General features: G+C 40.4%; 11 protein-coding genes and 3 pseudogenes. 4 read left to right on the forward strand and 10 right to left on the reverse strand.

The window, feature by feature from the left end; genetic code table 11:
• Positions 1-21: 21 nt before the first annotated feature.
• On the forward strand, positions 22-378 hold the full coding sequence (locus tag AVJ20_RS06340; RefSeq protein WP_078191972.1) for a cupin domain-containing protein: 357 nt from the start codon (positions 22-24) through the stop codon (positions 376-378).
• A gap of 232 nt (positions 379-610) precedes the next feature.
• Here AVJ20_RS06340 and AVJ20_RS18315 read toward each other — a convergent pair whose 3' ends face one another.
• Positions 611-1051, reverse strand: a complete 441-nt coding sequence (locus tag AVJ20_RS18315; protein ID WP_162689741.1) for a hypothetical protein — start codon at positions 1049-1051, stop codon at positions 611-613.
• A gap of 95 nt (positions 1052-1146) precedes the next feature.
• On the opposite strand from AVJ20_RS18315, the gene AVJ20_RS06350 reads away from it, so the two are divergent.
• On the forward strand, positions 1147-1698 hold the full coding sequence (locus AVJ20_RS06350; RefSeq protein ID WP_111884589.1) for a DUF4385 domain-containing protein: 552 nt from the start codon (positions 1147-1149) through the stop codon (positions 1696-1698).
• 8 nt (positions 1699-1706) lie between these two features.
• Here the strand turns inward: AVJ20_RS06350 and AVJ20_RS06355 are convergent, their stop codons facing one another.
• The 5 genes and pseudogenes from AVJ20_RS06355 to hemE all read right to left on the reverse strand — a co-directional run bounded on the left by AVJ20_RS06355 (position 1707) and on the right by hemE (position 7711).
• The gene (locus tag AVJ20_RS06355; RefSeq protein WP_111884590.1) at positions 1707-3098 is read right to left on the reverse strand and encodes a diguanylate cyclase; all 1392 of its coding nucleotides are present in this window, start codon (positions 3096-3098) and stop codon (positions 1707-1709) included.
• 106 nt (positions 3099-3204) lie between these two features.
• A pseudogene (locus AVJ20_RS06360) lies at positions 3205-5079 on the reverse strand (DUF4105 domain-containing protein).
• A 109-nt stretch (positions 5080-5188) separates the two neighbouring features.
• Positions 5189-5659, reverse strand: a complete 471-nt coding sequence (locus AVJ20_RS06365; protein WP_078190276.1) for a DUF3015 family protein — start codon at positions 5657-5659, stop codon at positions 5189-5191.
• Between the two features lie 150 nt (positions 5660-5809).
• The gene (locus tag AVJ20_RS06370; RefSeq protein ID WP_228157169.1) at positions 5810-6601 is read right to left on the reverse strand and encodes a DUF817 family protein; all 792 of its coding nucleotides are present in this window, start codon (positions 6599-6601) and stop codon (positions 5810-5812) included.
• Positions 6602-6641: 40 nt separating this feature from the next.
• Positions 6642-7711, reverse strand: a pseudogene (gene hemE / locus AVJ20_RS06375) (uroporphyrinogen decarboxylase).
• Positions 7712-7916: 205 nt separating this feature from the next.
• Here hemE and AVJ20_RS06380 point away from each other — a divergent pair.
• Together AVJ20_RS06380 and AVJ20_RS06385 are read left to right on the forward strand one after the other, a co-directional pair.
• The gene (locus AVJ20_RS06380) at positions 7917-9137 is read left to right on the forward strand and encodes a L,D-transpeptidase family protein (protein ID WP_111884592.1); all 1221 of its coding nucleotides are present in this window, start codon (positions 7917-7919) and stop codon (positions 9135-9137) included.
• Between the two features lie 191 nt (positions 9138-9328).
• Positions 9329-10024, forward strand: coding sequence for a pirin family protein (locus AVJ20_RS06385; protein WP_111884593.1), 696 nt, complete (start codon positions 9329-9331; stop codon positions 10022-10024).
• Positions 10025-10053: 29 nt separating this feature from the next.
• Here the strand turns inward: AVJ20_RS06385 and AVJ20_RS18320 are convergent, their stop codons facing one another.
• From AVJ20_RS18320 to uca, 4 genes and pseudogenes are all read right to left on the reverse strand, one after another.
• Positions 10054-10191 carry a hypothetical protein gene (locus AVJ20_RS18320; protein ID WP_162689742.1) on the reverse strand — a complete coding sequence of 46 codons (138 nt, stop codon included), beginning with the start codon at positions 10189-10191 and terminating at the stop codon, positions 10054-10056.
• Between the two features lie 532 nt (positions 10192-10723).
• Positions 10724-11134 (reverse strand): annotated as a pseudogene (locus AVJ20_RS18635) (guanosine-3',5'-bis(diphosphate) 3'-pyrophosphohydrolase); the annotation flags it as partial.
• Positions 11135-11294: 160 nt separating this feature from the next.
• On the reverse strand, positions 11295-11981 hold the full coding sequence (locus AVJ20_RS06395; protein WP_111884594.1) for a GntR family transcriptional regulator: 687 nt from the start codon (positions 11979-11981) through the stop codon (positions 11295-11297).
• A 2-nt stretch (positions 11982-11983) separates the two neighbouring features.
• Entirely contained in the window at positions 11984-15583 is a 3600-nt protein-coding gene (uca, locus tag AVJ20_RS06400) for an urea carboxylase (RefSeq protein ID WP_111884595.1), read from the reverse strand.
• Between the last annotated feature and the right edge of the window lies 1 nt (position 15584).

Consider the following 15584-nt stretch of genomic DNA (forward strand, 5'->3'; position numbering starts at 1 on the left):
GCACTATTTTCAGGATGAATCATGTCAGATGTATATATTGCCGGTCAGGGTTTAGCGCAAGCCAAACACAGCATAGACTTCCCTCGCCCAGACCGTTTGGTTCAGGGCAATCCTAAACGTGAAACTGCAAGCCTGTATGTACACCCCAATATGGACTGCGGGATCTGGCAATGTGAAGTTGGCGCATGGAATATTGTCTTTGCACCGAACAAACAAGAGTTTTTTACTATCCTTGAAGGATTAGTACGTATTCATGATCAACAAGGTGGATATATCGAGGTTTCCGCTGGCCAAGCGGGCATTATTCCCCCATCGTTTCAGGGCAAGTTTGAAGTTGTCGAAGCCGTCAAAAAATACTATGTGGTTGTAGAAGTTTAATCGCCCAAAATATTTATTTTGAAAAAATATCTTTTAAAAATATTGTTTGTAACCGTGCTGTAAGACTTGTAACTCAAAACTACAGCATAAAATTAATATCAATTACTTAATGTATTTCTGTTCATAAATTAAACATTTCATAACACGATTCCCCCCCATATTCAAGATTAGTCCGTACATTGAAAACAAGATGAATCCTTTAGATTCATTGCTATTTTCTTTTTTTTACTAACTAAGGGTGATCACTATGGTAGCCGCAAAAAAAGACAACTGAAAAAGATGAGAAAAAGACAGCGAAAACTACGGCAAAAACTGCAAAAAAGAATGAGGATAAAGTAAAAAAATCAGCTAAAGCATCGAGTAAAGATTCAAACAAAGCAACAAAGAAAACTGCTGAAAAAAAATCTAAGGACAGCACTTCTAAAAAAGAAGCTGCAACTAAAGATGAAAAAGTAAAAGCTAAAAAATCTGCGTCAACTAAAAGTTCGCCGAAATCTAAAGCTGACAAAAAAGAGGCCCCTAAAAAAGCCAGCACATCAAAAACAAGCACTAAGGTTAAAGAGGAAAAGCCAAAAGCTGAGAAGAAAGCAACAAAAAAATCTTCAACAGCAAAGAAAACGGATGCTAAGGCAAGCAAGTCTAAGGGAGAAAGAACCAAGACGACCAAAGCCAAATCCACCAGCAAAAAGACAAAATAAAAAGTAGCCCCAACTGGGGCTATTTTTTTAGCTTAAGCTCGAAATAGAGTAAGGTTGTAATGGAGTGAATATGAATAATAAATCCATCCCCACACCTAAGCGTGTATCACGCGTTCATTCCAATAGTTTTGATTACAGTTTAGATTTTAAAAAGATAAATTTTCGCGAACACCCTGAACTTTATAGAATTGGACGTGGTGAACAAGGTGTATTACTCGTAGAGCCTTATAAATCTGAAATTTTGCCTTATTGGCGATTTGCTAATGAAGAAAAAGCCATCGAAAGCAGTACCAAAATTTGGCAACTTTTTGAAGAGTATTTAGACACTGAAGATTTTGTCGGTGCAGATATGGCACGTAAATTTTTGCAGATGGGTTTTACACGTGCACGTCGCTATGCCAACCATAAAGGTGGTAAAAAATATGAGGGTCCAGTCCCTAATGATAAAAAAGGATTAAGTGGTGCACATGGACGCGAAGAGCTTCCAAGACAAAAAGAGGATCCCGTCAAAGCAGCTGCTGCACGAGTATTTAAACAAAAATGGGATGAAGCTAAAGTTCATCCTAAGTATGTAGAGCAAAAAGCAAAATTTTTAGATTTTCTACAAAGCAAAATTAAGTGAATATCCATTTAGGATGAAGATGATGTTGTTTGCTGATCAGTTTTAGCAACGTAAATACGGTTACGACCAGTATTCTTGGCAGCATAGAGTGCTATATCGGCAGCATCTAGTAAACGTTGATAGTCAGGATGACCATTATACTGCACACAACCAACGCTAACGGTTAAACTAAATTGCTGACCTTGTACTGTTCGGATCACTCCGTTTTCAATATATTGGCGAATATTTTCTGCAACTTTCATCGCACGGTTTACATTGGTGTCCACCAAGAGTAACAAGAACTCTTCGCCACCAATACGGAATGCATAATCGCTACCTTGGCTGTAACGCTGCAAAGCTTCGGCAATAAATTTCAGTGCAAGATCACCTGCCGCATGACCAAACTTATCATTGATCATTTTAAAGTAATCCGCGTCAAAGGCTAGCAAAGACAAAGGCGTTTCATTTTGACGTGCAAAAGTAATTTCACGTGAAATAATAGTACTAAGATAACGACGGTTTAGGAGTTGCGTCAAAGAATCATTGCCTGACTCAATATATTCAGCCACCTGAAATAATTGATCGACTAAATGCTGAATTTCACGATTTAAGTCTCGAATCTGTTGAATCAAATGTTGCAGTTGATCTTTATCCGTTATTTGTGTGGTTTGCTGCGTTAGCTCATCCACTTGATAAATTCGATCAATAATTAATTGAACTTGATCTGAACCCGAAAAAGCATATGCCGCTTTATGAATAAACCACAATCCAAATTCTGATTTTGAAAGTAAGGAATGATAAAAACTGACATTTCCCGAAAAGATTTTAAACATCAATTCATTTTCCCAATTGAGCAATGAACCACGTTGTTTATCTTTATGCACTGCAACATCTTGCATCGCTGAAAATAAGCGATAATTATGCTTGGTTTCTTGCTTTTTTTCCGTATTGATTTCATAAGATCGGCACATAATTTCAGTGCTAAATCCCATAATTTGCACAATATAACTACACATATGGAGAATATTTTGAGTTTGGTTTAGCTCTAAAATTTCAAATATTTTACGTTCTATTTCACGTACACCACGCATAATCAACCATGACGGAATGCCGACACGCGCGTGCACCATTCCAACTTTTTGCTGCCTTTTAACCGAAATTTCAAAATCATTATTTAGTGCAACATTAAATGTTTCTAATAACCATTTTCTTAAGGTGTCGATCAGCCTTTTTTGAATAATATCGTCTTTAAAAAATTCAGCTGACGCTGGTTCTCGCGACATTTGTTCATAAAAAACAGTAACTAAATGCTCAACATGCTTCTGGATAAATTGCAAAGCTGCAAGATGTTCATTTTCAGTATATTGATCACAAATATCTTTCCAAGTCTGACTTAGACCTGTAATACATTCTTGATTCATTCGGTGACACAAACCACAGCTATTACAAAGCTAGCAATCATACCTCGCTTTACTTACATAAAAAAACAAATTTATTTGATATTTCACATTTTATCTATCTTAAAAATTAATAGAAAAATACATAACTCAATTTCAATTTATTCCAATCTTGATCATCTTGTTGCTGGTATTCGTATCCTAGTCTTAAAGCATTTTGTTGGTTGACGATATATTGTAATTCAGCATCGAGTTTCAGATTCCATTGATGTGTATCTTCCCAATACGGAAGCTCTGCCTGAACCAAACTGTTGAGTTTTTCTGACCAAATATTTTGGCAACCCAGTGTCGGCCCAAGGCCCACTCGCCATCCATCATCTAGAGACTTACCGCCCTGCACCTGCATTTGAGACTGCACATAACACAAATGTGTACGTTCCTGATTGGCCCAGCTATATCCAGATTGTGCTTTGAATTCAGCAACGCCATGTTGTTTCGTTTCGCTAAATTGACCTGCATCTACAGACACTTGCTGCCAGCCAAAATTGAAACCCCAGCTTAGCGGTGTTTTAAATGGCGTAATGGGGTTGTAAGAATTGACCGATAAAAAATCAAAATGATTGAGTTTGAGTTGGTCGTCTCGATATTGGATCGAGCCATCCCAAAACATCAACTGCGTACCAATCCGAAAGCCACCTTGCGGATCGATCAAATCATGATAAGCCTGACGATGACCGAGTTCGATGTATTTTTCACCTTGAACTTCGCCTACTGTAGCTGAAAAATTTCGCGCATGATGTCCATTGACTGGGTCTAGACTTGGCTGCTTAGGTTCAGTCCGTTGTTTTGGTTGCGAAGATTGACTACGTAAGGCCAAGATTTGACGTAATTTAGGCTGCGTTTCTTCCGCACTCACCTTTCTCCCAATCAGTAATAAATACAGATGGTCATACGCCATTTCCAATATTTTCGCTTGCTCTACTTCATTAAACTGAGCGAGTGCTGTCGACAAGTTATCAGGTTTAATTTCAGCGAGTTTATGCGCTTCGCGTGCTAAACGATATCCATGTTGCTGCGCTTGTGACAAAAGCTGCGTTTCTAATGCAGGACGATAAACCGCTGCTCGAATCAGTTGTTCATCATTGATCGCTTTGATCGTCTCAACGGGAATGGAAGCAACTTTAAATTTTTCGGTTAAATTCAGTGTCGGGCGAACCAAATCCATTAAGCCCAATAATCGATATGCACAGTTATCACTGGCGAAATAATAGGGAAAACTGACATTTTGCATTTCCCAAATATGTTTAACCAAATAACTGGTTTCTTGCTCGGTTAGTGCTAGCTCATATTCCCACAAATCACGACTTTCAAAATCACCATATTCTTTCACTTTACGGTAGTACGGCATCAAGGAATATTCGCCAGGATATTGCCCTGTTAATCCTTTCCATGCATAAGACCAGTTATCTTCACCTGCAACTGTGGCTGCATAATTAATGGCGTAAGAAACCAGATTTAATTCTTTTTGATCTTTCGGATCGAGACGCAATAAGGTATGTCCAAACATAGAACTTGGATTACCCATAAAGTCTGTGGCGTAGATTAATGTCGCTTTATAAGGCTTAATTTTTCCAAACCATGCATCAAACTCAGGGCAACTTACCGCAGGTAACTGCTCTGAACGGATGGATAACTCTTGCATCAGCCACTGACTACGCGCTGGGAAACGACAACGAAAGGCTTGATTAGGTTCGGCGGTTTGAAATAGTGCAGCGACATCTGCCTCTAATTCAGCTTGAGCACTTTGACGGCCATTTTCAGCTAAAAAATAACCTGTATAGGCAACTTCACTTTGTCCTTTATGATCTGTATATAAAAGTCGTTGTCAACTGATGTGTTCAGACAGTTTTTTTGATTGTGCAAGTTCAATATATCGCTGTAGCTCTACGGTTTTAGAGAGGTTTGGATCTACAACTTGCTGAGCATATAAGATGCTCGGAATCATAAAAGTACAAAATAAAGCAATTGATTTCATTCAGTTATATTCAAATCCATTTTTATATATTTTAGATAATAAAAAACCCTGCCGAGAGACAGGGTTTTAAAAGCATCGATTAAACGTATGCTTTAAGTACTTCATCTTTCGCCATTACGCTTTGTAATGAAGCAAGTACTTGTAAAGAAGACTGGTTTTCAGCTGAATAGATTTCAGCAAAATTTGCTTTAGACACAGCAAAGAAACGTGCTTTATCTGTTGATTGGATGTTTAAAAGCTCAGCCAAAACATTCAGGCTCTCTCCTTGACCAACCGCCATATCACGTGCAAGTGATTCAGCATTTTCATTGGTAAATGTTACCGCTTGAGCAGTCACTGTACCTGTACCGCTACAACCTAAAGTACCAAAGGTAATACCAAGTAACTGGTTAGTAAAAATACCGTTGGTAGTCGCAGCTAAAATTTTAGGAATTTTACCTGATTGACCAGCCCAAACTTGAGAACCAACACCACAACCTACGTCACGGTCAGCAAAAGCAGCTGTAGAACCTAGTGCAACGACTGCAACTAAAGCTAATTTTTTTAACATAGCACTTCTCCAGGGAATTTTATTCCATTGTTTTTAATTATTAAAACATGTGTAGTTTTGATTACACACCTGTAGATTAACTTGATCTTTCAGATAAGGCAAAACATTTTCATCTAAAACTTTTGGCTAAAAATAATACGTTCTTTTTCACTATTTTTTGAGCAACCAAGTACCATTTTCATCACGTTTTCCAAGAATTTTGAGCACTAAAACCAAACTGAGTAATAGCAACAAATACCAAGAACCGAGTTTCCCCCAACCGACCATATGCCATGCATCGACCTGACTTGGATATAACCAAATTTGATAGAAAGTACTGATATTTTCTGCGATCCAAATCAAAAATGCCAGAATCAACAGTATTGGTAACATCGGCAACTGAATCACATGATTTTGTAATTGAAAACTGAGCTTGGTTTTCCAAAAGATCACCACACTCCAAGCAAACAAAAACATACGAATATCTGGCACAAAAAATTTGGTCATAAAATTAAGATATGACAAAACGGCTAAGCACAGCATATTGCAAAAACGCGGTAAGTTACTGAACGACACTTGATATAGACGTAGCGAACGTGCAAAGAAACTTCCCACCGCCGAATACATAAAACCTGCAAATAATGGCACAGTCAGCAGTTTAAAAACCGCAGGCTGCGGATATTGCCATGAGGCAATATGTGGATGAGTCAGAAATATTTCCATCCCCATTGCAAGGATATGAAACAGTGCTATGACTTTAGCTTCCGCCCAAGACTCGAGTTTCAGGTAGAGTAAACACACTTGAATAATCAGTGCATAAAACAATAAATAATCATAACGGAAAAAGCCAAAATATTCCTGACTTCCCATTGCTGCAGTTAATGCAAAAGCGATCAGCAGTAATATCCCAAATAAGGCAGCCGAAGCTGCCTTATAAGAGAACTCAAAACATGATTTTATAATCTTGACCACGGTTGAATCCTAAACCAATTTCCCTAAAGCCTTATAAATACTTGGCACTATATTCGTGTACCGTATCAATAAAAGCTTTTGGATTGGCTGGATCTACCCACTGGGTAATACCATGACCTAAGTTCGCCACATAACCGGTTTTTTCACCGTTGGCATATGCGTCATCTAACATGGCACGCGTCGCTTTCGCAATCGCTTCAGGCGAACCATATAATGTTGCTGGGTCTAAGTTACCTTGCAAAGCTGCACGGCCTGCGACTGTTTGACGTGCTACATTTAATGGCGTAGTCCAATCTAAACCAAAAGCATCTGCACCCGTTGCAATCATTGGCTCTAACCATTGACCACCACCTTTGGTAAACAAAATCACAGGGACTTTGCGTCCATCTTTTTCACTCTGTAAACCTACCACGATTTTTTGCATGTAGTTCAGTGAAAATTCAATGTATTCACGGTGTGCTAATGCCCCCCCCAACTATCAAAGATTTGTACGGCTTGCGCACCTGCATCAATCTGCGCATTAAGATATTCAGTCACCGCCACAGCCAAACGGTCTAATAAGGCATGCAGCACTTCAGGTTGTGCATACATCATTTGTTTCGTAAAACGAAAATCTTTGCTTGAACCACCTTCCACCATATAGGTTGCCAGTGTCCAAGGACTGCCTGAGAAACCAATCAAAGGAACTTGTCCGCCCAACGCTGAACGAATCGTAGTCACTGCATTCATGACATAATCTAGGTCTGATTTGGCATTAAACTTAGGTAAATTCAGTACATCTTGTTCGGTACGTACAGTTTTATGAAACTTCGGACCTTCACCTGCTTCAAAATACAATCCTAAACCCAACGCATCAGGTACAGTCAAAATGTCTGAAAATAAAATGGCTGCGTCTAAGTCATAACGACGCAAAGGTTGTAAAGTAACTTCACAAGCAAATTCTGTATTTTTACAAAGGGATAGGAAATCACCTGCTTTGGCACGTGTTTCACGATACTCTGGTAAATAACGGCCAGCCTGACGCATCATCCAAACCGGAGTTGCATCTACCGGTTCACGTAATAAGGCACGCAAGAAACGATCATTTTTTAAGGTCGTCATTCACTTTCCCAACTTAATTCGATATTCGCATCATCATATCAAAAAGGTTGTAAATATAATAACTTCTCAAGCATTTAAAAACCGATCATGTTGAGTGCCAAAAATGATATTTACACAAAACAACTACTGCATCTCCACTTTTTTTCTGTAATACTTAGCCAGTTTTTAATACACAGTAAATGAATAATTCTTAAGGTTGAATTACATGTTCGTTCGCACCATGCTCGCACTGAGCCTAAGTTGCATATTTGCTGGTACAGCTATTGCCGCATCTACTGCTGAACAACCATTAACGCCAAAAAAAGTGACTAATGTTGCAGTTCAGGATCCCATTGATCCGTTAGCGACTGAAGCTTCATCTGCAACTAGCCAGATTAGCGCTCAAGAACAAGAAGATCTGAACCAAGCATCGCAAACTTTAGACAGCCTGCAACAATCAGAAGATGTTAAAGCCGACATCGGTGCTGCACCTGCTACAGCGACTGCTACAACTCCAACATCAACTTCGCCTGCTGCCAAAGTTGCTTGGGGTTTAAATGACCTAAATAATGCTCAGTGGTATGACAACATTGGTAAAGGTCAATTCCCTGTTTATGCACGTGCGCATGTCATGCTCAATAATGCACATGCTTCACCGGGTGCAATTGATGGTACCAGTGGTAAAAATACCCTAAAGGCGATCGCTTCATTCCAACAAATGAATGGGTTGAAACCTACAGGGACTTTAACTAAAGAAACTTGGGATGCGCTGATTGCGAAACAAGGTTCTAAACCTGCATTCATTGAATACACGTTGACTGATGCAGACTTGAAAGGTCCTTATGCAGCATCAATACCACACGACTATGCATTACAAGCAAAAATGAAAGGCTTGTACTACACACGTGTGACTGAAATGTTAGGTGAAAAATTCCACATGGACGAAGACTTTTTGAAAAAGTTGAATCCAAAAGCGACATTTAAAAAAGTTGGTGAAAAAATCTTAGTAGCGAATATTCGTAACGAAGTTCCTGAAGATATTCACTTAATCGTTGCACATAAAGGCGCGAAACAACTTTACTTGTTTAATAGCCGCAACCAAATGATCGGTTCATTCCCGGCAACGATTGGTAGTTCAGATACACCATCGCCTACAGGTACATATAAAGTAACAGGTGTTGCACCAAACCCTTGGTACAGCTACTCACCGTCTAACTTTGTTCAAGGCAACAACAGAAAACCATTGTCTTTACCACCTGGTCCAAATGGTCCTGTTGGTAATATCTGGATTGGCTTGAGCAAAAAATCATTCGGTATTCATGGTACACCGAACCCATCTGCTATTTCTAAAACTGCGTCACACGGTTGTATTCGTTTGACCAACTGGGATGCAAATGACTTAGGTAAGAAAGTGAAATCTGGTGTGACTGTTAAATTCTTAGAATAATTTTAGTCATATTTAAAAAAGCCTGCTTCGTGCAGGCTTTTTTATAGTTGCGCCTTTATGCATAACAAAAGACTCAATCTTGGCTGAGCGTTGCAAAAATAGGATGAATTGTCGCTAAAAAACTATATATCCCTATTTAGTTCAATCCTAAAATAGGCATATGTTCAATAATTAAGATAAGGATGAATGCCATGAATGCTTTTTTACATCCAAGTGAAAACCGTGGTCACGTAAAAATGGGCTGGCTTGAGTCTAAACACAGCTTTTCTTTTGGTAACTGGTATAACCCGAAATACATGGGCGTTAGTGCGCTTCGTGTAATTAATGATGACTTAATTGCAGCACATGAAGGTTTTGGTCAACACCCACATGACAACATGGAAATTTTGACCTGTGTGTTAAAAGGCACCATTACGCATAAAGACAGCATGGGCAACCATGGTGGCATTTCTGCGGGTGAATGGCAGCTCATGAGCGCAGGTACAGGTGTGCGCCATAGCGAAATGAACCAAGGTGATGAAGATGTGCATTTACCACAAATTTGGATCGTTCCAAATGAACGTGATGCTGAACCGACCTATCAACAAATTAAATGTGATCCACGTGATCAACCCAATCAATGGCATTTAATTGTCGGTCCAAATGACAATGCAGCTATGCATATTCGCCAGCAAGCGGAAGTTAAATCTGCATTTTTGACGAAAGGTCAATCTTTAGATATCCATGCAACGCAGCATATCAACTATATCCATGTTATTTCAGGTTCAGTGCAAATTGCTGAACATAAAGTTGAAGCTGGTGGTGCAATTGCGTTCTTAGAAGATAGCCAAATTGAAGCGCTTGAAGATGCTCAAGTGATTTGGTTTGATTTACCCGAAGTAAAATAATTAAAAGCCCTCAAATGTGAGGGCTTTTTTTATACAGCTTGGCTAAGGCGTTCACTGCGTTTATATAACCATATCAACACTAAAGACGGAATAATAAATCCAGCAGCCACCATGATGCCATGTAGGATTGAGGCATAAGGTTCAGCAAGCATGGCATCATGCTTCATTGGAGATGTCAATGGATGGAATCACTTTAAACATCTCGAAATCAAGCATTTTGAGATGTTTTTAAATGACGCTCAGTAGCTCAACATTTAGATAAAATTCATCAATCAATGGTGACTTTATATTGTTGTATTGCCGATACAGTCTACAGTTTCTGTCTTAAGTTTCCACGCGATAAAAATGATTTTGCATAAAGACGCCAAACATAGAAGCAAATAATTGCCGATCTTGTTCAGCTTGAAAGATGCCCCCGAAATAGTCCCGATCTGTGGTTAAAATTAAATCTAAGAATGTTGCCTGCTTGGGAACGGCACCCTTTCTTTGGCAATATGCAAAATATGCACTGACATCTTCAAATAAAATCCACCACTCCTGTGGACTTCCAATCTGAATACCACCTAATGAATGCTCTAGATCAAACATCGCATTGAGCAGGTACTGAAAATTTTGCTGTGAACTCTGAAATCGAAATCTCGGATAATCTGTTGTTAGATTTAAATCGATCAGATGTAAATAGATGCACCGAGCACGCTCTAATCTACTTTTAACTTTTACATATTGTTGATAACGACGTCGATCTTTTGCTGTGACCGTTGTTAAGCGAGACAAATCCATATTGTCGTGTAAATCACTGAGTTTTACTTCACACGCTATTGCATTTTTAGCAGTACGCTGCGCAGCTTGAAATCGGTTCTCACCTGCTGTTTTAGTCAGTGCCAGTATCGCGTCAATAATATGCGCTTGAAAACCCATAGCACGAAGCTCATCCGTCGTTGTCGTAGTATCTTCTAAAATGTCATGTAATACAGCGACGATTTTAGCATCGGGATGTTGCACATTTTGCATCACACGAAGTGGATGCTGAATATAAGCTTGACCCGCTTTATCGACTTGTCCGAAATGGCGTTCAGTCGCCAATGAAATCGCGTTTTCTAAAGTTGAAATAAAGAATCTCCCCCTTCGTGGTCTTTTTTATTTTTCTTCATCATATTAACCAATGAATACAGATATTTGTAGCTCTAAGCGCTACTTGAACGACACAGATTGACTCGTAAAATACATATCTACCGTGGCTTATCGTGAGGTAGATCTTTTGAAAATACTTCTATGCCATTCGTGCCAACATTTCCAAAGTAATTTTTTTCACCTCTTCTTTACTTTGCTGAATATGGCTGCGCATTTTCTCTAATGCCGCTGTCACATTATGCCCAAGGATCAATTGTAAAATCTGTTGATGCTCTGCATAAGTGGCTTCAATTCGATAATCTTTAGAAAAATCTAAGCGACGAATAATACGAATTTTTTCACTCACATCCCGATGCACCTTTGCCATTTCACTATTACCGATTGCTTCAAGCAATTGGCAGTGAAATGCTTCATCTTGCATCGATAAAGTTTTTAAATCATGCAAAAACTGCTCAGGCGGAATACACCACACATTTACTAAGTCCTGTAAAGCCTGTTTGAGTTGTTCTGGTTCCATTTTGCAGAGCTGCTCAATGGCATAGCATTCCAGCAAAATCCGTAAATCATAGAGTTCTTCATAGGCTTTAAAATTGAGTGGCTTCACCTCCCAACCGCTACGAAAATTTACCCTTACATAGCCATCTTGCTGTAAACGGTATAAAGCCTGCCGTACGGGCGTACGGCTCACTTCATACAACTCGGCAATTTCAGATTCGGTGAAACGTGCGCCCGGTTTGAGCTGGAAATCAAAAATATCGCTTTTTATTTTTTGGAAAACCAGCTCAGACAAGTTTTCTGAGCTTTTCCCAACAATAGCTGAGCTCATGTTTATTCCATATAAACTAGCGGTTCACCGCTATGTACCGTTTGTCCTGCACGGCAGATAATCGCTTTCACTATGCCGTCATCATCGGCATAGACTGGAAGCTCCATTTTCATCGCTTCAATAATGGCTACAGTCTCACCTTTCTTCACAGACTGTCCAGCTTCGACAAAAATTTTCCAAATGTTGCCGGTCATCGATGCATTTAAGGCTGCATACCGGCTATAGTCGGTATCATCTTGCAGGATTTCCATTTCCGCAGGTGCATCAAACTCATCTTTCCAGCGTTCAACTTCAGTTGTAAATGCCTGCTGCTGCTGTGCTTTAAATTCGGCAATACTGTCCTTCTCTGTTTCCAAAAAGGCTTGATAGGCTGCAAAATCAAATTCAGTTTCTTCAATTTTGATTTCCGCCACACCATTGGCAAAGTCAGCACGGAATTGATCCAGTTCAGCTTCGGTTACTTCATAATATTTAATTTGATCAAAGAAGCGTAAGAACCATTGCTGATCGCCAAACTGTTTGTTCTTTTTAAACTTATTCCAAATAGGCAGTGTACGGCCAATCAATTGATAACCGCCTGGTGAATCCATGCCATAAATACACATGTACATCCCGCCAATACCGACTGTACCTTCTGCGGTAAAGGTACGTGCAGGATTATATTTCGAGCTGAGTAAACGATGACGTGGATCAATTGGTACAGCACAAGGTGCTGTTAAATACACATCGCCCAAACCTAAAATTAAGTAATTGGCATCAAAAAGAATGTTTTTGACTTGCTCACGGCTGTCTAAGCCATTAATGCGCTGAATGAAATCGACGTTATTTGGTAACCACGGCGCTTTAGCACAAACACTTTCTTGATAGCGTTCTACAGCACCTAAAGTGGCCGAGTCCTCAAATGCCATCGGCAAGTGAATAATACGGGATGGAATCTTGATTTGGCTCAAATCTCCCATCTCATTTTCGAGTCCTAATAAGAACTGAATTAAATTCGCTTGGCTGAAACACAATCCATCATATTTAATTTGCAGTGAACGCACACCCGGTGAAAGCTCTAAGATGCCATCAATATTCGCTTCACGAATCAGCTGCATCAGTCGATAAACACGTAATCGCAAAGCCAAATCGAGGACGTTTTCGCCATATTCCAGCAAGATATAACTGTCACCTGCCTGACGATAGACAGCTTTCGGCGCATGTGCATCTGCTTCACGCACCGCCAATATCCCTTCAGGCTTACACTCAAAATTTGCCAACTCTGACTTTTCAGGCGCTTGAGCAAAGTTTTGAATATCGGCAATTTGCTGAACTTCTAAGGCATTGGCTTGTTCCACACTCATTGGATAGAAACTGATGCTGTCATCTGCCTTCAGTTGACCAATCTTCCAAAGTTCTGCTTTGGCAATCGTCACTGGGCAAACAAAGCCTCCGAGGCTTGGACCATCTTTCGCCAAAATCACAGGGAAATCACCAGTGAAATTAATCGCCCCAATGGCATATTCACAGTCATGCACATTGGATGGATGCAAACCTGCTTCACCGCCATTTTCACGTGCCCAACTTGGTGTTGGGCCAGTTAGGCGAATACCTAAACGGTTTGAGTTAAAGTGCACATTCCATGTTGAAGCAAAAAATTCTTCTATATATTCAGATTTAAAGAAATCTGGTGCACCGTGCGGGCCATAGAGCACGCCAATTTTCCATTCTTTGCCATAGCTTGGAATACGTTCTGCTGCCAAAGCTTGCGGTACTGCTGTTGCAATTTCCAGTCCATCCAAAGGCAGGCTTGGATTGACCATCTTAATCATGTCACCTGCACGCAGTACTCGCCCTGCATGACCACCAAAATTACCCAATGCAAAGGTTGAGCGGCTGCCTAGATATTCAGGTACATTTAGTCCGTTGCGGATTGCAAGATACGTACGGCAACCCGACTCAACTTGTCCAAGTACTAATGTTTGCCCTGCTTTGATGCTGATCGGTTGCCAAAAATCGACATTCACACTATCTAGAGTCGCGCTACATGGCGCACCTGCAAGGGCTACAATGTTGTCTGCATGAAATTTTAGACTCGGCCCTTGTAAGGTAAACTCAAAGCCTGCTGCCGATTTTGGATTACCGACAATTTGATTGGCCAACTGAAATGCATAATCATCCATCGGGCCTGATGGCGGTACACCAATATCCCAATAGCCCACACGCCCCGGATAGTCTTGAATCGTACTTTGCGTTCCCGGTTGCAGCACTTCAATTACATTTGGCACGTATTTAAAATCATCCAGTAGACGTGTCCAGATTTGCATATTTTCAAAGCGTGCATCTGAAACTACGGTATGTGCATAGTCTAAGTTGGTACTGATGCCATTCAGGCGGTTTTCAGCCAAGGCTGTTTTTAGCTTAGCAATCGCACTGTCTCGGTCTGCGGCATGCACAATAATTTTGGCAATCATCGGGTCAAAATATTGTGAAATTTCAGTACCTGTAGACACCCACGTATCCACACGAATGTCTTCAGGGAAATATACATCCGTGAGTACACCCGGACTTGGCTGGAAGTTTTTCACTGGATCTTCCGCATAAATACGCACTTCAATGGCAGCGCCATTGGGCTGAATATTGCTGAGTTTTTCCCAATCTAAAGCATCACCTGCTGCCACTTTCAGCATGCATTCAATCAGATCTAAACCCGTCACCATTTCCGTTACAGGGTGTTCAACCTGCAAACGGGTATTCACTTCAAGGAAATACACTTCATCACGGGCAGCATCATAGATAAACTCAACCGTACCTACGCTGCGGTATTTCACCAATTGACCAAGCTCTACAGCAGCACGGTGCAATTTTTGACGTGTTGCTTCTGGTAAGTGCGGTGCAGGTGTTTCCTCAACGACTTTTTGGTTACGGCGCTGCAATGAACAATCGCGCTCCCCAAAAGCAACGACTTGACCTAAACCATCACCAAAAATTTGTACTTCTACGTGACGAGCTTTATCGACAAAACGTTCGAGAAACACGCCCGCATCTTTAAAGAACTGCTCGCCTAGACGCTTTACACTTTCATACGCATCTTTTAATGATTGTTCATCATCACAGCGGGTTAAACCAATCCCGCCACCGCCCGCAGTACTTTTCAGCATGATGGGATAGCCAATCTCTGCAGCAGATACGAGTGCTTCATCCAAACTTGCCAATAAACCTGTGCCGGGTGTCATGGGTACATTGGCTGCCGCAGCCAATTCACGTGCACGATGCTTCAAACCAAATTCTAAAATTTGTTCAGCCGTTGGCCCCATAAAAGCAATGTTATTTTCTTCACATGCACGGGCAAAGTCGGCACTCTCAGACAAAAAGCCATAACCGGGAAATATTGCTTCAGCGCCGGTTTGTTTGGCTGCTTGAATCAATTTTTCAATACTTAAATAAGTTTCTGCAGGTTTAACACCTTCAAGTGAAACCGCCACATCTGCATCTAAGACATGCTGTGCATAACGGTCTGTCTCTGAATACACGGCAACTGATTGAACACCGAGTTTCTTTAATGTACGAATCGCACGAACAGCAATTTCACCACGGTTTGCAATTAAAACTGTTTTAAACATG

This window comes from Acinetobacter sp. CFCC 11171, from assembly GCF_003268405.1.
Classification (GTDB): domain Bacteria; phylum Pseudomonadota; class Gammaproteobacteria; order Pseudomonadales; family Moraxellaceae; genus Acinetobacter; species Acinetobacter amyesii.